The sequence below is a fragment of the Halopseudomonas sp. MFKK-1 genome, from assembly GCF_027474385.1.
GTDB classification, from domain to species: Bacteria; Pseudomonadota; Gammaproteobacteria; order Pseudomonadales; family Pseudomonadaceae; genus Halopseudomonas; species Halopseudomonas aestusnigri.
Genome location: NZ_CP114836.1, coordinates 2,596,111 through 2,613,479, shown reverse-complemented (window position 1 = coordinate 2,613,479; position 17,369 = coordinate 2,596,111). Strand labels below are relative to the sequence as shown.

The following is a 17,369-nucleotide window of genomic DNA, read 5'->3' as shown; positions in this document are numbered from 1 at the left end:
TGATATCTGCGCCATCCTTGGGCCTTTGCGAACTGGCTTATTGCCACATCCGCAAGGTAACCGCATCACCGATACAGGTAAAGCACGATTTTCTGTCCGGTGGCGTTCATCGAGATAACAACAAAGCCTCTGCTGGCTCTGACGTTAACGATGACGAGCTTAACGCACGACCAGAGGTGGCTTGGCCAGCAGCAGCGACTGATTTACCGGGCTCTAGATCAGCTCGGCAACCGCCCTGTCTGCGTGAATCCGGGTAGTGTCATAAAGCGGCACCGCGGTATCAGCCTGCGTGACCAGCATGCTGATTTCGGTGCAGCCGAGAATCACCCCCTCTGCCCCGCTCGCAAACAACCCGTCGATAATGCGCAGAAACTCGGCCTTTGACTCCGGAGTGATTGTGCCCAGGCACAGCTCCGCATAAATAACCGAATGCACGATGCGGCGGTCGTCCGCTGTGGGCACGATTACCTCGATGCCGAACTGCTCCTGAAGCCTGCCCTTGTAAAAGTCCTGCTCCATGGTGAACGCCGTGCCGAGCAGGCCGACCTTTTTCACCTGGTTGCTGACCAGCACGTCTGCGGTCGCATCGGCAATGTGTAGCAACGGGATGCCGATAGCACTCTGAATCTGCGGTGCCACCTTGTGCATGGTGTTGGTACAGATCAACAGAAAATCAGCCCCGGCCCCTTCAATCTTCCGGGCTGCTTCAGACAGCACCCGCGCCGCACCCTCCCAGTCGCCCTCACGCTGCAACCGCTCGATTGGCTCGAAATCGACACTGAACAACACGATCCGGGCGGAATGCAGACCACCCAGCTGCTGTTTGACACCTTCATTGATCGCCTTGTAATAGCCGGCCGTGCTCTCCCAACTCATGCCACCCAGCAACCCGACTGTCCTCATATCACTCTCCACTTTGCTGCCCGACACTCCGTCGATGATGACGCTGCGCCAGAATAACCAGTAGCAGCGGCACTCCAACCACAACACACCCCAGGTACAGGCTCACACCCCACGCACCCGCTGCCACCAGCAGCGAAAAATCCCATAGTGCCACCGGCAAGCCGGCAGCATAGTGCAGCGCCCCGTTTATTCCCGTCACCACCAACACACCCACCAGTAGCTGAAAGCCAGCATAGATAAACGTGCCGCAGCGCAGCCAGCCAAACCGCTCGGGCCACAGCAACACCCTGAACCAGCACGCAAACACGACAAGCGATGCCAGTAGCTTGATCAGCAGAAAGGCCAAGCCATATTGGTGCAGCACAACATCATGGACAGCAGAGACATGGGCCAGCAACGCGAAGGCTGCGGGCGCACGGCAAAAATCAATGACCTTGAAGAACTCTGACAGCAGCGTAACAAGGAGAATCGCCAGAATGACTGACGGGATAACCCGTTTCAATTTGGTTGGTCCAGGTGGTAGCGGGCTAACGTTTGGTTAAGGGACGGGCTTTAAGCCGTCCCAACGACCGATGCAAATGATTAGAACCACTGGTTAGGTTTACACATCAATGGTGTGTGTCCACAGAGGCCGCCAGCCTTTAGACAAATACGCAACCAGATTCCTATCTCCATAAAATCTTATTCTGCCGCCTGAGCTATACGCCAAAGCAGACTGGTCGACTTGAAGTCCAGCTGCACGCGCAGCCTGAGTAAGTTGATACAAAAGACCGTCGTTATCTCCGCTAGTGGACTTTGCATCAAAGACGGCAAAATTGATCCAGCCGCCAGTTGTAGCGCGTTCTCGTAGGTGAGCCATATTTATTTTCATGATAAACCTCCTTGTGAGCCTGACGCCCGCATTTTCGGCTGGTTTGGAGCGCAGCGGAAAACCAGTCCGACAACATGCACTTGTTAGGCGAATATCTACCGTGTACAGACAACGCTACTTCAGGCAACATTTTTTGTACTTAACCCCGCTTCCACATAGACATATTTCATTGCGCCCTATTTTTCTTCCTTTAACCACAGTACCAATGTTTATCTTTCTCTGTGGCTTAGGGGCATCAGCTAGAATCCTGTCAAGTTCATCCGACTGTTCCCATTCATAGAGTAGCTTCAAGCCAAATTTAAGCTTTTTGGTTTCTGGATCTATGCATATGCCGAACCATTCCTTAGCCTTTTGGCTATACTTTCTTCTCTCTGCATGGCGCTCCAATTTAGGCCCAGCAACCGCTATAGGGTCTGAATTACAGTGGACTGTCAGTCCAGTGGAGCGCGCTCCTATGGCAATCGTCAAATCATGACACTTATGGTCATTCATCGCTAATTTTGCAATGTGGTCAATGCCCGTATTTAGCTGATTCACCGTATCTTCACTAAGAAGTAACAGCATAAACCCGAGGTCGATAGTTCCTGGATCTTCCTGTTTTTCAATTTGTGTTATCAATCTGCCAACAGTTGTATCTCGAAATTTTGTTAGAATTCCTTCGGGCGTTCTTTCTCCAGCAACCTTACAGCGCCTCACTAACATAGCCAGATCTAGATCGGCACAAATGTCGTCGCCTAGGTGCATCATCGTATACTCATCATCAACCCAAAGATTTTGTTTTAGGTGATAAGAGAGTATTGTCAGCTCATGGGTAGAAAAAACCTTGTCGTTATATTCGGTCCTTCTATTTACGTAACTCAAGAAATGAAGTGGAGTCTCCAACATTTCCGTTGCTACGTCCAAAAAGAACACATCCATTACAAAAGGCGGCTTAATTATTTCCGTTTTACTGAAATTTAGAAACTGCCTCGCTTGAAAAGATAGGGCTGGATAGTGATCTGAAACCACACAAAAAGGGTAAATTTCACAAAGATTTCTTTCGATCTCTAGCTCATTACCACTATCATCAATCAGCTTATAACTTAGGTCAGTTAGTAAAGTTGCACATGAGTAGGCTTGGTCGTAAGCATCTTGAACCGCTTTTTTGAAGTCATCCCTTAAGCTAAGGTCGTTACCTTTCCTGGCAGCAATAGTTAATTTCTTCGATTTCGCCTGTAAGATTATCGCTCGATTCGCATAGACTATTAAAACATCGATTTCACCGACTATATTTCTTTTTGAATCGACTATCTCTACATTTAGAAAGACATTCCTATCGCCAAAAACACGCGTCATTCTCTGCGCAGAGAATGACTCAGTGAAATCACCTCTGTTTTTCATTGCAGTGCTTCGGTAAGCTTTATCTTCGTAAAACCAAAAGAATGGTGTTTCGTATAGGGCCTCAACAAGGCTGTAATTTTGGAAGAGAAGATATTCAGTATCTGAAGTCTTTATTATGGGGTAAGCATTCTTAGGGTTAAAATCATCGAGAGAAGAAAAATCACTCATCCCAATAGGAGAAACAAATGATTCTATAACGTTAGTTACTATACCCAAGTCAATACCAGACTCTGCTGAAATTTCTTCAGCTGTAAACTTGTACGCGTCCAGCGCAGTCCAGCTGCTTGGATTGTTAATATCTAGACTAGGAATAAACTCATTTATTTTCCTGTTCTGGAGTTCTTGTATTGCTGTAATAGCTGATATTGCATCCTCAGATGAAAACCCCTTATTATAAATCAACCAATCACTATCTCCCTTGTACTTTAGCGATGATAAATCTCGGTACTGGAAGTGATAAGCAGATTCGCCGCCATAAAAAATAGCTTCTCTTAGAAAATCGCCATTTTCAAACGGATTGAAGTTTGGATCGGACGCCTGTTCAGGATCGAATATCTCCCTCATGTTAGGCATCATTGAATGATGCATTTCTTTTAAAAGCATCTCGGTTTCATCTATATATCTTTGAATGGTTTCCGGTGTTTGCATTTCTGCATTTAAGTCAGCTTTACAAGACAACCCTATAAGGGTTGAAATTTCCGTTCTGACTAGTCGATCCATTCCGAATTGCTCAAGAACGTCTTCCGGCGTCATCACATCGCCGTAACGTATTGTATTGTCCCTAAAACAAAAATAAGCAATGGCATGCAGATAACCAGGAGAAGCGCATAATTCCGACAAGTCTGCAAAAACTTCTGCTTCTGCTCTTATGCTTTGGTCCATATCCATTGATTCCACTAGCCCCTCAGCTATCTCGTGCGCCTAACGCCTTGCTCACCGGTAAATTGCGAGCGAAGCGAGTAATTTATCCGAGTGCAGCAATTTGTTAGGGTTTATCGCCATCCAAGACCCCTAAAAGTTGCTGCATGCCGAAACTGCATGTTCTGCCCACTAAAAATGTTTTTGCATACCTATCTAACAGTGCCTGGTCAGGCTTCAGTCCTTCCTTGATTTTATTGCGTACCGATCTCAAGTTGTCTTCTGTCTTATCCATGCCTTGACTGAACACTTCCGTAAGAAGCCGTTCTCTTCGTTCCTGGGCGGACTTACCTTTACACCCAGCCCTGATATACTTGGCAACAACTATGAACAGCATCTTCTCACAATGGAAATACTTAAATTCGTCAGATAAGTATCGGCTATATGCAGTATCAAGACTTCCTGACGCAAAAAGCTCGCGATAAAAGCGTACGGCATTATCTTCTAGAAACCCAACGTAAACCTCTTCCTCAGGCGCTAAAAGAACGAAGAAGGGAGCGGGTTTATCTAGCTTTATCGGCATAATTGATCGAAGACCAAAGCACGCTGCGCCGACTACAGCCAAGTTATTTCCAGTTGCCTGATTAAGACCTTGAAGGCTGCTATAAAGCTCATCCCAAGAGCAGTATTCAGAGGACTGAACAATATGCAACCCTTCTTCCTTGTTGCCATGCATATCGAAGTGCAATAAAGGTCGCATTCCGTACTCAGATGCGTGATACGAAAGCTCTGCCAAGAGGCTTTTGAGGTGGGCCGCGCTAGTAACCTGAATATGCTGAAACCCGATGGATATCTCAGCTTTCAAAGACTCCATGTCTTCCACCATTCTTCGAGTGGGACCGAATTCAGAATCCGGAAGGCTAGTTAACCATATAACAGAATTACAGGAAAAGCCGGTATCAAGCTGCATAACTTTCCTTTTACCCTAACAGCTGAGTGGACCAACAGCTTCATCATTGCATATCCGTGACTTCTTCATATCACCGCCCCAAACCCAAACTGCCGCTTTAAAAACCTCATTAAAAACAACCTATTACAAAACCCAGCCCCACATTACTCATATTCGCGTGACATCTGCATTTTGCGCATCCAATAACCCTGTATGGCATGTCGGTCTGCATACCATTGGGTAATCTGGCGGGGTTACACATTCACAATTCCTCTGCACTTCGGATAGGCGCTACATCCCCAGAACACCTTACCGGCGTTCGTGCCTTTGCGAGCGGTGCGTTTGATCATGCTGCTGTTGCACAGAGGGCAATGCGGTTCAGCGGTGGTTTCAGGTATTGGAGGCGTGGCAGTAGGTGTCGAGTTGATGGTTGGCTGCGCTACCGATAGTTCAGATGGCTGTTTATGCATCAGGCGCTTGAGGCCTGCACCGTCGATCAGCTGGATATTGCGGCCCTGGGCGAAGGCTTTGGCTTCTTTGGTGAATTGGCCGGAGGTAACCACATAACCGCCCACTGCGCCTTCTGCGGCCATGGCGCCGAAGAATTCGCGCACCACTGGTACGCCCACTTTCAATGAGCGCCAGTGTTTGCATTGCACCAGGTATTTTTCGTTGTGCTTGCGCAGGATCAGATCTACGCCGCCATCCGGGCCGTTAGCGCCAGTTTCGGTGATGCTATAGCCCTGCTTGCGGAAGGCTTCGCCGATCAGTTGCTCGAACTGCTGCCAGCTGAGGCCGTCGATGGTTCTGGCCGGTTGGGTGGCGTTTGCGACGCTATTGAGCAGTTGCTTGCGTTTGTAGCGCCCGGCGATGGAGCCAATGGCGCCGAACACGCAGCAGGCTGGAATCAGGTACTGGCCGAACAGGGCGAAGGTGCGCCACAGGTGCCCTGCCAGCACGCCGCCCATGTCACCTGGGCGCAGCACGGTGGAAGTGCTGGGCGGTGCGGTGGCAATGGGATGCAGGACAAGCCAGCTGACCAGAGCAAGCAGCATGCTGACCCACCACGGCAGGCGGGACAGCAGAAAAATGAAATCGTCGAATGCAGAGGATCGTCTGCGCGCCATCCGTGGGCTCCTTGACTGGCTCATTGCCATGTCAAAACGGTAATCCTATACCGGCGTCAGGTAAAGCGGCTTTTCACCCTGCGCCAAGCCGGGCGATGGACAGCGCGGATTTAAAAGGTCATCAACCGCTGCTTTCTGCTCAGGGGCTTATTTGCGTTCTGGATGCAGGTTGCCAGGGTCGACTCGTGGCACAGCGCCTGCTCGCTGTCTTTCAACCACTGCCGGACCAGTTGAACGTAGTCATCCAGACTGATGAACCGGTGGATGGTGTGATTGTGCAAATAGCCAAGACAGAACCCGAGCTTATCTTCCAGTGAGCCATTGGGCGCAAACTTGAAGTACTCCACATCCACTAGCCAGCTTCTGGACAGGTCAGGGGTAACCAGAATATTCCCGGCCCAGAGATCAAGATGCAGGTGCGAGTGACTCAGATGCTCACGGATGGCGCTGAAAGCCAACAGCAGCGCGGCATTTTGCTGTTCCGGGTGCGCCTGAATGAACTCCAGCAAATTGCAGGACTGGCCAATGAACTCGGTCGCCAGCGTGGTGGAAACAACCAGCCCGAGCCAGTTACGCCGGTATCCGTAGCCGATAATTTGCGGCACATGCGGGCAATTGAGCAGCCCCAGCTGGTTGTGAATTTCCATCACGCCGCGATCATAAGCGCCATGCCGCTTGAGGCCGAAGGTCGCCCTGATTCGACTATTTCGATGGCGAAACACTGCCGTTTTGGCCAGAACAGCACGCTCGCCCAGCTCCAGCACATCGCGCTCGCGTCCTTCTCTGACAAGGCGAAGGCGATCACTCAGCATGCCGTATAGAGCGTTGCTCAGCTCCTGGCCAAGATCAGCTCGAACGAATACGCGGCAACCGCCACGTTGCTGTTTGAAAAATCCCGCACTGCTCAGAAATTTCATTTTTCTTTTCGTCTCTGCTGGCAGGGGCTCTCACTCTGCAGCTTGGTACTACTTCGGGCGCACACGGCCACAAAGCAGACACCAACCGGCACAACGCAGCGCAAGCAGCCCGCCTGTGTGTCGGTTCAGTTCGGAAAAAGTGGGGGAGTCAACATGGAGTGCTTACCTTCCCTGGCAAACTGAAATGAACTTGAAGCGCCATTACCTGCCGCATGGCCTTCGCTGAGCCCGATAGTAGCCTAACGCCATGCTGATACAGAAATACTTTTTAACTCAGCCGGCCAGCAAGCCGGCACTACACTCTGAACCCCTGCGCCAATGCCTGCAGCTCACCTGCCAGCTGCGCCTGGCTGTCGGTGACCTGAGAAATTTCCCGCGAGCCGTTGAGGGTTTGCAGAGAGGTTTCCCGCACGGAGCTCATGCTGCGCGAGATATCCCGCGTGACCGCGACCTGCTGTTCAGCGGCAGAGGCGATTTGCGATGACATACCGGAAATACGGTCGACGTCCTGCAGGATGCCGGCAAGGGTGTCTTCCAGGGTTTCGGCTTCATCGGCGCTGAGATTGGCCAGTTTGTGGCTGTCGATTACCGCGCCGCGCACACTGTCGGTAATGTCGCGCAGGCTGCTGATCATGGTTTCGATTTCAACGGTGGAATCGTGGGTCTGGCGCGCCAGATTGCGCACTTCGTCGGCGACCACAGCAAAGCCACGACCGTGCTCCCCTGCCCTGGCCGCCTCAATTGCGGCGTTGAGCGCCAGCAGGTTGGTCTGGTCCGCTACTGTTCTGATCACGTCGATGACCCGGGTGATGGATTCGCTGCTGGCCTGCAGGCGCTCCATTTGGCCGTTGACCTGCTCGATGGCACCGGCCAGATGGCGAATGCGACCAACGCTTTCCTGCACCACCCGCCGCCCTGCCTCGTTGCGCTTTGAGGCATGCTGGGCGGCTTCGGCAACCTGCTGGGTATTGCGCGAGATTTCTTCCGAGGTGCTGGACATTTCCTCTGCCGCTGCTGCGACCTGATCCACCAAAGCCTGCTGCTGCCCTACCTGATCGGAGTTCTGGCTGGCGGTGGCACGGGTCTGCTCGGAGGCCGATGCCAGCCGCACGCTGGTTTCATCGATCTGACTCAGCGCACCGGAGAAGGTCTCGATCAGGCTGTTCAGGGCCGTGCCGATCAGCCCCATCTCGTCCTTCGAGCAGACCCGGGTGCGCACCGACAGATCCTTGCGTTCCATGACCTGACGGAAATCACCCAGCAGCTGGTTTACCTGGCTGGACACCCCAATGATGATCAGCAGCGCCAGCAGCAGCACCATGCCGATCACCAGCGCACCGATGATGGCTGCCCGACGCAGATCGGCACGCGCGCCGGCCAGCACGCGCTCGGTGCCCGCAGCCATGTCGTCAGCGACCTGCTGCTTGAGCTGGTAAACACCGTCGATGGCGTGACTGGCGCTGTCAAACCACTCGATATTGGCCATCCCGAGAAAGCCGTATTCGGAACCGATCAGACGATCACGCAATGCGCTGAAGGCGATGTTTTCCGGCCGTTCGGCCAACGCCAGCAACTGCCCCTGCAGGGAGGCACCAACCAGATTGGCGGCCGCATCCAGCAGTGCCTGACTGCGCGCATCTGCTGCACTGACCTCCCTCGCCAGCGCCAGCGAAATGCCGCCCTCGCTGAGCACCGCAGCGCCCGCGGCCATCTCCCGTGCTCCCGACTCGGTTGCCTCGGTGAGCGCCAGGAAGGCTCCCATCAGACGCGTCAGGCGCGGCTCGTTAGCCTGCAGCAGAATCTCGGGAATCAGGGCAATCATCCGTTCAACCGCGGCGCTATAGGTCCGATAGGCCAACTCGGCGTCGACATCTTCATTGAGGACCCTGGCCCGCAGCGGCGCCAGCGCATCCAGCGCCTCATTGATCAGGCCCAGCTGGGCCGCGATGGCAACCCGCTCGCGACCCTGCATGGCGGCCATGGCGTTGCTCAGGGCATCGAGGCTGGCATCGGTAGCTGCCCGCTGGCCTTCAAGGCGCTCGACGACCCGGCCATCGGCGCCACCGGTGGCAATGAATAAGGCGGTGAGACCCCGCTCCTTTTGCAGATTCTCCAGCGCCGGATCGGCGCTCAGCACCAGGTCGAACAGTGCCCGCGATGATTCGGTCTGCTGCAGATGGGTGTAACGGTCAATTACCGTGGCGCCGGAGAAATACAGTGTGCCGGCCAACGCCGGCAGCAGGAGCAGCAACAATTTGCCGCGCATGGAGAGGTTTCGAAGCATGGACAGCATGGTGGAGCACCCTGAGAAAAACCTGACTGACTGGACAGACCTCTCAGCAAGAACGGTGCCATCACTCTGCCACGACCCGCCGGGGCTTGCGGACACCCCGTGCGAACACCGCGCACCAGTTCAGGGCCGATGCAGCGCAACGCGATCCAAAAAAGGGACTATCGTGGTCACCGAGGCGCTGCCGGAGCGATGCATCCATGCAGGCCATCGAGCGCCCGGCTGTGACTCGCGCCGGTCAGACGAGCGGCTTGTTCATGGCCGCCGCCAGCTCGGCATGGCCGCTATGTGCCAGGGCATCAGCGGCGCCCGCAACGTCTTGCGGGGTCTTGTTCTGGCTCAATTTGAACTTGCTGACCAGGCGTTCGATCTCGATTTCGATGCCGACAATCGCCGCCAGCATTCGGGCGATGTAATCCGGGCTTGAGTCAGTCATGCGCCACGGGCGCGGCTCTTGCGCGCGCGTCTCATGTTCACGGGTCAGGCGCGCCACGATGCCGCGCACAAAGCGCTCGTCGTCACGCAGGTGGATGCGCCCGTGGGCATGCACAACCTGATAATTCCAGGTCGGCACCTGCTGGTGGGTTTCGTGCTTGCTGGGGTACCAGTTTGGCGAGATATAAGCTTGCGGGCCCTGAAAGACGACCATCACGCTCATGCCGTCCACAATCTGCTCGACCAGCGGGTTGGCCCGCGCCAGGTGCGCCTGCAGCACGCCGTGCTCACCCTGCCCGGTCAGCAGCTCGAACGGAATATGGTTGGCGTCCAGCCCGTCCGGGCCGACGGTTACCAGCGTACCCAGCGGGTTTTCGCCAATCAGGGCATGCAGTTCAGTGGTGCGGGTTTCGGCAAAATGTGCAGGCAAATACATGACGTATTCCGTGGCAGGTCAGACGGCAAGATACTGATCCAGGGAATACAGCGCAAACGCCAACAGCAACCAGAACAGCACGCCAGCCGATGTCTCAAGCCAGGCACTGTAGGTATGCCGGCGCAGCCAGTGCGGTGGCCACAGGCAACGCAGCAACCCGCGGCCGGGAATGCGCAGGCTGAGGTCCAGAACGGCGCCCGCTTCGAGGATCAGACGGCCAAGCAGCAACAGCCCGCGCGCCAATGCTTCGAGCAATTCAAGCATCCGGGTTACTCCGCGCCGGGCGCGCGCTCGGCAAAGCACGGTAGCCCATCGGTGATGTCAAACCAGTTGGCCTTGTGGGCAGTAAAGAGATGAGCCTGCAAATCGGTCACGCTCAGGGTAGTAACACAGAGCCGAGGAATCATGGTGCCTGCCTCATCCGATGGTCTTTACTCGATAAAAATATAGCCTTTTAAAGCTAATATTGAAAAATTAGCGTATTACGGCTAACGTCAAAGCAGATTGCACAGGGACACGCTTATATGACTATTGCAGCCGTATTGACCGGCGACCTGATCGATTCTCAAGGTGTTGAGGATACGCAGGATTACATCAACCAGCTACGTGATGCGTTGCAGCAGCTGCAAGCCGTCTGCCCATTCCAATACGAACTGTACCGCGGCGATGGTTTTCAACTGACCCTGGACGTTGCAGCAGATGCAGTGCGTTGCGCGGTGCTGCTGCGCGCCGCACTGATTGCCGCCAGCCCGGAGCACGAGCGGTACGATGCCCGGATTGCTGTCGGGATTGGCCAGGCAGCCGCGGTCAACCGCTACGGCGAGGCTTTCGTGCTGTCCGGGCAGGGGCTCGACACTATGAAGAAGGACAGCCTTGGACTGTTCACCCATGATGCCAGCCTGCTAGATCGCCTTGAGCTGCCGACCGCGTTCGCGGCGCGGGTGATCGAGCAGTGGACGCGAGTTGAGGCGCAGACCTGGTGGTTGCATACCACCCTTGCGGTCAGCCAGAAGGCTCTGGCCGAACACATGGACAAGGCTCAGGTAACGGTTCACAAGGCGTTGCAACGGGCCGAGGCCGCGCTCATGGATCGCTATCTGGCTCGCAGCCGCGAGTGGATTCAGGAGCTCACTGATGACTGACTCTGTCTTGCTGCTGCTGATGCTGCTCTTGCACATGCTCAGCAGCTTATGGGCCAACGCAAGGCCGCTGCCGCCAGAGGCCAGCCGCATGCAGCAACGAGCCTGGCTGATCCTCAAGGCGTTGCCGCTGGCGCTCGCCATTGGCGCGTTGCTGCTGTCCCAGAGTCTGAGCACCGCCCTGCTGGGCTTTATTCTGGTGCTGTGCAGCCAACTGCTAGTGGAACACCAGCGGCTGATCAGACCGCAGTCGTTCTTCAGCACTGCGCTGTTCAGCCAACTGCTGCCAGTGCTTATCCTCGTCGGTTTGTGGAGCGCCGCCACCGGCAACTGGCCGCAGCTCGCGGATGCGCTGGCGCGCCTGTTGCAGCCAGACGCATTGATCCTGGCACTGGCAACGCTGTTTTTGCTGCACCCGACCTCAACTCTGATTGCGCAGATCCTGACGCCCTGGCTCAATCACAGCGACCTGCAGGACGAGCAATCGCTGAAACAGGCCGGACGGCTGATCGGCTTTCTTGAGCGCCTGCTGATCTTCGCCTTTGTGGTGATGGGCCAGTGGCCGGCCATCGGCTTTCTGCTGGCTGCCAAAAGCATCATGCGCTTCAACGATACCCGCTCGGCCAAGCGGCCGGTGTCCGAGTACGTACTGTTGGGCACCCTGCTGAGTTTCGGCTTCAGCATCGCTGCCGGATTGGTCGCCAGAGCTCTGCTCGGCGCTTAGCCGGCCTGCGCTAATCTGGAAAAATTAGCCCTTCAAGGGTAAAGTCCTCCCTTCGTCGGCGCTCTGGCCGTCGCGCCCCTTCCCGTTTCATCAGGAGTACCCATGCGTCTGTGTGTTTTCTGCGGTTCCAGCCCCGGTAACAAACCCGAATACCTCGCCGCTGCGCAGCAGCTCGGCACGGCACTGGCCAAGGCCGGCATCGGTCTGGTCTACGGCGGTGCGCAGGTTGGCCTGATGGGCGCAGTGGCCGACGCGGCGCTGGCCGCCGGCGGCGACGTGATTGGCGTGATTCCGCGTCATCTGGTTGAACGCGAATTGGCCCACGAAGGGCTGACCACCCTGCATGAAGTCGGCTCAATGCACGAACGCAAGGCAATGATGGCGGATCTGTCCGACGGGTTTATCGCCCTGCCCGGTGGCGTCGGCACCTTTGAGGAACTGTTCGAAGTCTGGACCTGGGGCCAACTGGGGCACCATCAGAAGCCGTGTGCGCTGTTCAACGCCGCCGGCTACTACGATCAACTGATTGCCTTCCTGGACCACGCCCTGACCGAGGGCTTTATGCGCCAGCCCTACCGCGACATGCTGATTGTCGACAACCAGGTCGACAGCCTGCTCGACAGGGTTCGCCGCTACTCACCACCCGCCGTGTCCAAGTGGGTTAAAGCGCAAGAACGCTAGCCCCTCGGCTGCCGTGATCAGGATGCGCCGCGGGTAATCTGCTGCATGCGCGCGTAACCCGTGCGCGTCAGCAGTACCAGATTGACTGTGGTGGCGTAGATCTGACCTGACGCCTTGAGATCGTTGATCAGCGCCTTGTGTTCATCCGCCGGCAGGTAGAAAAAATCCCGCCCTTCCTCAAGCTGCTGCTCGCAGCGGCGAAAAAGACGGAAGGAGGTGCCCTTCGGCAGGGCATTGAGCTCATCGAGCTGGCGCAGGCTCAGGGTTTCGGTGTTGGCATGGACAATCGGTTGCATGACGGCTGGTAGCGGCTGGCGAATGGGTCGGGCGGCCGTCTGACCGCCAAGCCGTAGCCTACCGTGTTGAGCAATAAACGTCTTCTCCCGTTGCCGTCAGTCCTGCCCGATATCGCGGTCAGCGGCCGGGACTGAGGCTGTGCTGTGGGGCGCCATGTAATCAGGCATGCCACGATGAACCTGAAGAAACCCGATAAAAGCGCGTATGACGGCAGCAACAAGCCCGTTATACTCGCCGCCTTTCAGGTTCACCCGCCGAGCGCACCATGACCGATCACCAAGACCCAACCTCGACCGATGCGACAACCGACGTCTCTCCTGCCAGCAAGACAGGCGGTCTTGGCGCCCTGTTCGCTGCGGCCAGCAAGCAGGCAGACAAGGCCAACGCTCCCAAGCAGGGCAAGGCCGGCTTCGATCCGCACACCAAGCGCGTACACATGCCGCCGCGTGGCACCCGCCGTTCGATGGGCAAGCGCTAGGCGGGCCTAAAGCGGCAGCGTGAAGTAGAACTGCGCGCCCGCACCCGGGCGCGACTGCACGCCGATGTTGCCGCCATGCAATTGCACCACCTCCTTGCACAGCGCCAGACCCAGCCCGGCGCCACCCTTCTTGCTGCCGACCTGCACAAAGGGTTCGAATACCCGCACCTGCTGGCTGTAGGCAATGCCTTCGCCATTGTCCTCAACGCTGAACCATACCCGCTCACCCTGCCGGCGCAGGCGCACGGCAACCTGACCGCCCTGCTGAGAGTGACGCAGGGCATTGCCGATCAGGTTGTCCAGCACCCGCTCAATCTGCAGTCGGTCCAGCCGCGCCCGCGGCGCATCCTCGCTGACGTCCAACTGCAGGGAAATACCCCGTTCATCTGCCTGCGCCTGAAAACGGGCCACCGCTGCAGAAACCAGCTCGACCGGATCACAGGGCGCCAGTTCCAGCTTCTGCAGTCCATTCTGGTAGCGTGAGAAATTGAGCAGGTCGTTAATCAGATCGACCAGCCTGCGCATTTCCTCGTCTACCGTTTCCAGCAGATCCCGCTCACGACTGCCCTCGGCGAACTGCAAACGTTCCTGCAGGAGGGAGAATGCCATGTGCATGCCGGTCACCGGCGTGCGCAGCTCATGGGACGCCCTCAGCACAAACTCACGCCGCACCCGCTCGAATGCCCGCTGCTCGGTCACGTCGCGCAGTACCATGACCGCCCCCTGGACCCAGCTGTCGGTTCGCACTACCGGTGTCAGGCTGTAATCCAGCAGCCGGGTTTCCCCTGCGACCTCGACCGCCAGATCCTCCTGCTCGCTACCAAAGGTATTGCCGGCCAGCACCTCCCGGACCTGCTCGTCCAGCTCGGGGTGCCCCATGGCCTGGCCCAGCGTCTGACCCAGCTCGCGCGAATCCCAGTCGAGCTGACGCCGCGCCACCGGGTTGAAGTGATCAACATCGCCCTGCTGATCAAGGATCAGCAGGCCATCGTCGATACTGTCGAGCACCGCCTGCAGGCGCCGTTGCTCGGACTGCAAGGCCTCCAGATCGCTGTTCTTGAACTCGCGCAGGGCTTCGGCCATAACGCCAAATCGACGACTCAGGGCGCTGATCTCATTGACCGGGGACAGCGGCAGAGTGACGTTGAAGTCACCCTGGCCAATCTTGTCCGCCGCTTTGGCCAGCGCCTCGATCGGCCGACCAAAACGCTGGGCGATGCTGTGTGCGGTCAACAGCCCCAGCAGCAGCACGGCCAGGCCGATCAGCCCCAGTAGCCCGGCAATCAGCCAGGCGCGCTGATGCGCTGTGCTTTCGGCCGCCTCAACATAAGCCAGATAGCGGTACTGCACCTCGTTAATGCGATCACGCATGGCGGCCACGCTGAGGCTGAAGGTGTCATCCGAGAGCAGATCCCGGCGCAGGGTGCGCGGCCGGTAGAGCACATCGTCGTAGACCGCATAGGCCCGACCGATTTCAGCCACAGCCTGACGGTCCTCATCGGTTCGGGCCTGCTCACCGGCCTTGGCCAGCCACTCCTTGAAGCGCTCGTCCGATGTACTCAGCGCCTCGCGATCCAGTTGTTCTGACAGCAGCAGGGTCACCTGTCGACCGATCTCCTGACGCATGCCGAGAGAAGCCTTGAGAATGCCGATGTTGCTGCCGACGCTGTAGGTCTGCGACTGGGTCAGACTGAGTACTCCGAACAGGCCTACCAGCAAGCCCACCAGCGCCACGGTCAGCAATGCGCTGCTGCTCAGAAACAGTTGAGTTCGCAGCTTCATAGGCCAAGCTGCTTGCGTTTGCGATACAGGGTGGAGGCATCGATGCCGAGCGTGCGGGCCGCCTGATCCAGCGTGGCGCTGGAGGCCAGAACGGCGGCAATGTGCGCGCGTTCCAGCTCGCTCAGGCTGAGATTGGAGCCGACGCGCGGCGCGGTGTTGCCGTGATCCGGTTCGCCCAACCCGAGATGACTGGCAGCAACCTGCTCCTCGGCACAGATGATACTGACGCGCTCGATCACATTACGCAGTTCGCGGATATTGCCGGGCCAGTGGTAATTCAGCAGCGCCTGCCTGGCATCCTCGCTGAAGCCCCTGGCCGGACGGGCGTATTCCTTGACGAAGCGCGCCAGAAAGCGCTCGGCCAGATCAAGAACGTCATCAGGGCGCTCCCGCAGCGGCGGCAGCGTCAGGGTAATCACGTTCAGCCGGTAGAGCAGGTCTTCGCGAAACAGCCCCTGCTTGACCATCTCGGCCAGATCCAGATTGGTCGCCGCCAGAATCCGCACATCCGCCTGCCGGGTCACCGGGTCACCAACCCGCTCGTAGACCTTGTCCTGAATGAAGCGCAGCAGCTTGGGCTGCAGGGTCAACGGGAAATCGCCTATCTCGTCGAGAAATAAAGTGCCGCCGTCGGCCTGACTGACCCGGCCCAGAGTACTCTCGCTCGCGCCGGTAAAGGCGCCCTTGCTGTGACCAAACAGTTCACTTTCCATCAGCTCGGCAGTCAGCGACGGGCAGTTGATGGTCACGCAGTCACGCTGGCTGCGCCCGCTCCAGCCATGAATCAATCGGGCCAGCTCACCCTTGCCGGTACCCGACTCGCCCAGGATCAGAATATTGGCGTCAGTGCCGGCGACCTGCCGGGCCGTCTCCAGCACCGCCATCATCGCGGGGCTGCGCGACTCGGGCGCGACTCGCGTCTGTTCTACGGCCTGCTCCAGACTCTCCAGACGCGCTTCCATCTGACGCACTTCAAGCTGCTTGGCCGCAGCCATGCGCAATTGATCAGGGCTGCAGGGCTTGACCAGATAATCCGCCGCGCCTGCCTGCATGGCATCAACCGCGGTATCGACCGCCGAATGCGCGGTCACGATCACGACCCGCATCCACGGCGCCTGCGCCCGCATACGCGCCATTACATCCAGACCACTTTCCTCGCCAAGCCTGAGATCAAGAAAGCACAGATCAAACACCTGCCCCTGCAAAACCGCTTCGGCCTGTGCCCCGCTACTGGCCGTCGCTACCTGATAGCCCTCATCCTCGAGACAGTAACGAAAGGTCCGCAGGATCGCCGGTTCGTCGTCGACCAGCAGAATACGTCCGTTGCCTTGATTCGCTTCCATTGATTCACGACTCCTGTCATGCCGTCGCGCCACTGTCACCGTGCAATCTGCACGACCCTTCGGGAAAGATCATGCAATTCGCACTGAACACGACACCACCTTTAATTTATAAATTACTGATTTACATAGCATTAAATAAAAACCCGGGAGCGGCACAGTGCTTGCTCTATCACCTTTGCGTGTTCGGCTTCTCGCCACAAGCGAAGCTCGACAACACCCTTAACCGGAGATAGATGACATGCACAGCGCCCTACCTACCGCCTTGCTTGCCCTGTCCACCGGCCTGCTTTCAAGCATGGCCTGCGGCGCATCAACGCCAAGCAGCAGCTACTTCATGGAGCAAAATCCCGCCGTGATAGTTCAATCAGTCGACGACGCCAGCATCGCAAAGGCTTTGCGCGCGCGACTGGCATGGCAGGGTAACACGCAAGGCATCCGCATTGCCGTCAGCTGCCGCAATGGCGTTGTGAGCCTGCGCGGAACCGTACTGACCACCAGCGACTATCGCGTTGCGGTCGCCACGGCGCGGCATACGCCGGGTGTTCAGCAAGTCGATACCCGCGGCCTGCAGATCGGCACTACCCGCCCGGTCAGCAATACAGAACCCGCCCCGGGCGGATTTTCCACAGCCGGCAAGCTGAGCCTCTAATCTCAGCTGCCGACCGAAAAGGGACTTCACCGTGAGCACAGATCCCAAAGCGACAATTCGTTTTCATATAATGGAAACCACTCAGGCAGGCGCGCTGGACGCCAGACCGT

At 56.9% G+C, this 17,369-nt stretch carries 18 protein-coding genes; 5 read left to right on the top strand and 13 right to left on the bottom strand.

Features of this window, described 5'->3' with window-relative positions:
* Positions 1 to 213: 213 nt before the first annotated feature.
* The 10 genes from O5O48_RS12150 to O5O48_RS12105 all read right to left on the bottom strand — a co-directional run bounded on the left by O5O48_RS12150 (position 214) and on the right by O5O48_RS12105 (position 10,430).
* Positions 214 to 903: an aspartate/glutamate racemase family protein gene (locus O5O48_RS12150; protein WP_269687128.1), complete on the bottom strand. Its 690-nt coding sequence runs from the start codon at positions 901 to 903 to the stop codon at positions 214 to 216.
* 1 nt (position 904) lies between these two features.
* Complete coding sequence (locus O5O48_RS12145) at positions 905 to 1,405, bottom strand: hypothetical protein (RefSeq protein ID WP_269687127.1); 501 nt, start codon at positions 1,403 to 1,405, stop codon at positions 905 to 907.
* A gap of 99 nt (positions 1,406 to 1,504) precedes the next feature.
* Positions 1,505 to 1,774: a hypothetical protein gene (locus O5O48_RS12140; protein WP_269687126.1), complete on the bottom strand. Its 270-nt coding sequence runs from the start codon at positions 1,772 to 1,774 to the stop codon at positions 1,505 to 1,507.
* Positions 1,775 to 1,888: 114 nt separating this feature from the next.
* Complete coding sequence (locus O5O48_RS12135; RefSeq protein ID WP_269687125.1) at positions 1,889 to 4,042, bottom strand: nuclease-related domain-containing protein; 2,154 nt, start codon at positions 4,040 to 4,042, stop codon at positions 1,889 to 1,891.
* Between the two features lie 97 nt (positions 4,043 to 4,139).
* On the bottom strand, positions 4,140 to 4,982 hold the full coding sequence (locus O5O48_RS12130) for a hypothetical protein (protein ID WP_269687124.1): 843 nt from the start codon (positions 4,980 to 4,982) through the stop codon (positions 4,140 to 4,142).
* A 233-nt stretch (positions 4,983 to 5,215) separates the two neighbouring features.
* Positions 5,216 to 6,088: a restriction endonuclease gene (locus tag O5O48_RS12125; RefSeq protein ID WP_269687123.1), complete on the bottom strand. Its 873-nt coding sequence runs from the start codon at positions 6,086 to 6,088 to the stop codon at positions 5,216 to 5,218.
* Positions 6,089 to 6,198: 110 nt separating this feature from the next.
* On the bottom strand, positions 6,199 to 7,005 hold the full coding sequence (locus O5O48_RS12120; RefSeq protein WP_269687122.1) for a hypothetical protein: 807 nt from the start codon (positions 7,003 to 7,005) through the stop codon (positions 6,199 to 6,201).
* A gap of 295 nt (positions 7,006 to 7,300) precedes the next feature.
* Positions 7,301 to 9,298 (bottom strand): methyl-accepting chemotaxis protein, encoded by a 1,998-nt coding sequence (locus O5O48_RS12115; protein ID WP_269687121.1) that lies wholly within the window; start codon positions 9,296 to 9,298, stop codon positions 7,301 to 7,303.
* A 235-nt stretch (positions 9,299 to 9,533) separates the two neighbouring features.
* Positions 9,534 to 10,166 carry an FMN-binding negative transcriptional regulator gene (locus tag O5O48_RS12110; protein WP_269687120.1) on the bottom strand — a complete coding sequence of 211 codons (633 nt, stop codon included), beginning with the start codon at positions 10,164 to 10,166 and terminating at the stop codon, positions 9,534 to 9,536.
* 18 nt (positions 10,167 to 10,184) lie between these two features.
* The gene (locus O5O48_RS12105) at positions 10,185 to 10,430 is read right to left on the bottom strand and encodes a hypothetical protein (protein WP_088273838.1); all 246 of its coding nucleotides are present in this window, start codon (positions 10,428 to 10,430) and stop codon (positions 10,185 to 10,187) included.
* Positions 10,431 to 10,690: 260 nt separating this feature from the next.
* On the opposite strand from O5O48_RS12105, the gene O5O48_RS12100 reads away from it, so the two are divergent.
* From O5O48_RS12100 to O5O48_RS12090, 3 genes are all read left to right on the top strand, one after another.
* A complete protein-coding gene (locus O5O48_RS12100) occupies positions 10,691 to 11,308 on the top strand; it encodes a hypothetical protein (protein ID WP_228247400.1) in 618 nt (205 codons plus the stop codon).
* The gene (locus O5O48_RS12095) at positions 11,301 to 12,029 is read left to right on the top strand and encodes a hypothetical protein (protein WP_228247399.1); all 729 of its coding nucleotides are present in this window, start codon (positions 11,301 to 11,303) and stop codon (positions 12,027 to 12,029) included. Before O5O48_RS12100 ends, O5O48_RS12095 begins: the two co-directional genes overlap by 8 nt.
* 102 nt (positions 12,030 to 12,131) lie before the next feature.
* Complete coding sequence (locus O5O48_RS12090; RefSeq protein WP_228247398.1) at positions 12,132 to 12,710, top strand: TIGR00730 family Rossman fold protein; 579 nt, start codon at positions 12,132 to 12,134, stop codon at positions 12,708 to 12,710.
* A 17-nt stretch (positions 12,711 to 12,727) separates the two neighbouring features.
* Here the strand turns inward: O5O48_RS12090 and O5O48_RS12085 are convergent, their stop codons facing one another.
* Positions 12,728 to 13,006 carry an ORF6N domain-containing protein gene (locus O5O48_RS12085; protein WP_228247397.1) on the bottom strand — a complete coding sequence of 93 codons (279 nt, stop codon included), beginning with the start codon at positions 13,004 to 13,006 and terminating at the stop codon, positions 12,728 to 12,730.
* Positions 13,007 to 13,272: 266 nt separating this feature from the next.
* Here O5O48_RS12085 and O5O48_RS12080 point away from each other — a divergent pair, with 266 nt between their 5' ends.
* The gene (locus O5O48_RS12080; protein WP_228247396.1) at positions 13,273 to 13,485 is read left to right on the top strand and encodes a hypothetical protein; all 213 of its coding nucleotides are present in this window, start codon (positions 13,273 to 13,275) and stop codon (positions 13,483 to 13,485) included.
* Positions 13,486 to 13,491: 6 nt separating this feature from the next.
* On the opposite strand, the gene O5O48_RS12075 is transcribed toward O5O48_RS12080, so the two are convergent.
* The gene (locus O5O48_RS12075; RefSeq protein WP_269687119.1) at positions 13,492 to 15,267 is read right to left on the bottom strand and encodes an ATP-binding protein; all 1,776 of its coding nucleotides are present in this window, start codon (positions 15,265 to 15,267) and stop codon (positions 13,492 to 13,494) included.
* Positions 15,264 to 16,610, bottom strand: a complete 1,347-nt coding sequence (gene algB, locus O5O48_RS12070; RefSeq protein WP_269687118.1) for a sigma-54-dependent response regulator transcription factor AlgB — start codon at positions 16,608 to 16,610, stop codon at positions 15,264 to 15,266. Before algB ends, O5O48_RS12075 begins: the two co-directional genes overlap by 4 nt.
* A 238-nt stretch (positions 16,611 to 16,848) precedes the next feature.
* On the opposite strand from algB, the gene O5O48_RS12065 reads away from it, so the two are divergent.
* Positions 16,849 to 17,259 (top strand): BON domain-containing protein, encoded by a 411-nt coding sequence (locus O5O48_RS12065; protein ID WP_233048147.1) that lies wholly within the window; start codon positions 16,849 to 16,851, stop codon positions 17,257 to 17,259.
* The last annotated feature ends 110 nt before the right edge of the window (positions 17,260 to 17,369 follow it).

Excerpts from the sequence above, each read along its gene's own strand:
- O5O48_RS12150 (WP_269687128.1), bottom strand. The coding sequence starts at position 903 with ATGAGGACAGTCGGGTTGCTGGGTGGCATGAGTTGGGAGAGCACGGCC.
- O5O48_RS12140 (WP_269687126.1), bottom strand. The coding sequence starts at position 1,774 with ATGAAAATAAATATGGCTCACCTACGAGAACGCGCTACAACTGGCGGC.
- O5O48_RS12135 (WP_269687125.1), bottom strand. The coding sequence starts at position 4,042 with ATGGATATGGACCAAAGCATAAGAGCAGAAGCAGAAGTTTTTGCAGAC.
- O5O48_RS12130 (WP_269687124.1), bottom strand. The coding sequence starts at position 4,982 with ATGCAGCTTGATACCGGCTTTTCCTGTAATTCTGTTATATGGTTAACT.
- O5O48_RS12125 (WP_269687123.1), bottom strand. The coding sequence starts at position 6,088 with ATGGCGCGCAGACGATCCTCTGCATTCGACGATTTCATTTTTCTGCTG.
- O5O48_RS12120 (WP_269687122.1), bottom strand. The coding sequence starts at position 7,005 with ATGAAATTTCTGAGCAGTGCGGGATTTTTCAAACAGCAACGTGGCGGT.
- O5O48_RS12115 (WP_269687121.1), bottom strand. The coding sequence starts at position 9,298 with ATGCTGTCCATGCTTCGAAACCTCTCCATGCGCGGCAAATTGTTGCTG.
- O5O48_RS12110 (WP_269687120.1), bottom strand. The coding sequence starts at position 10,166 with ATGTATTTGCCTGCACATTTTGCCGAAACCCGCACCACTGAACTGCAT.
- O5O48_RS12105 (WP_088273838.1), bottom strand. The coding sequence starts at position 10,430 with ATGCTTGAATTGCTCGAAGCATTGGCGCGCGGGCTGTTGCTGCTTGGC.
- O5O48_RS12100 (WP_228247400.1), top strand. The coding sequence starts at position 10,691 with ATGACTATTGCAGCCGTATTGACCGGCGACCTGATCGATTCTCAAGGT.
- O5O48_RS12095 (WP_228247399.1), top strand. The coding sequence starts at position 11,301 with ATGACTGACTCTGTCTTGCTGCTGCTGATGCTGCTCTTGCACATGCTC.
- O5O48_RS12090 (WP_228247398.1), top strand. The coding sequence starts at position 12,132 with ATGCGTCTGTGTGTTTTCTGCGGTTCCAGCCCCGGTAACAAACCCGAA.
- O5O48_RS12085 (WP_228247397.1), bottom strand. The coding sequence starts at position 13,006 with ATGCAACCGATTGTCCATGCCAACACCGAAACCCTGAGCCTGCGCCAG.
- O5O48_RS12080 (WP_228247396.1), top strand. The coding sequence starts at position 13,273 with ATGACCGATCACCAAGACCCAACCTCGACCGATGCGACAACCGACGTC.
- O5O48_RS12075 (WP_269687119.1), bottom strand. The coding sequence starts at position 15,267 with ATGAAGCTGCGAACTCAACTGTTTCTGAGCAGCAGCGCATTGCTGACC.
- algB (WP_269687118.1), bottom strand. The coding sequence starts at position 16,610 with ATGGAAGCGAATCAAGGCAACGGACGTATTCTGCTGGTCGACGACGAA.
- O5O48_RS12065 (WP_233048147.1), top strand. The coding sequence starts at position 16,849 with ATGCACAGCGCCCTACCTACCGCCTTGCTTGCCCTGTCCACCGGCCTG.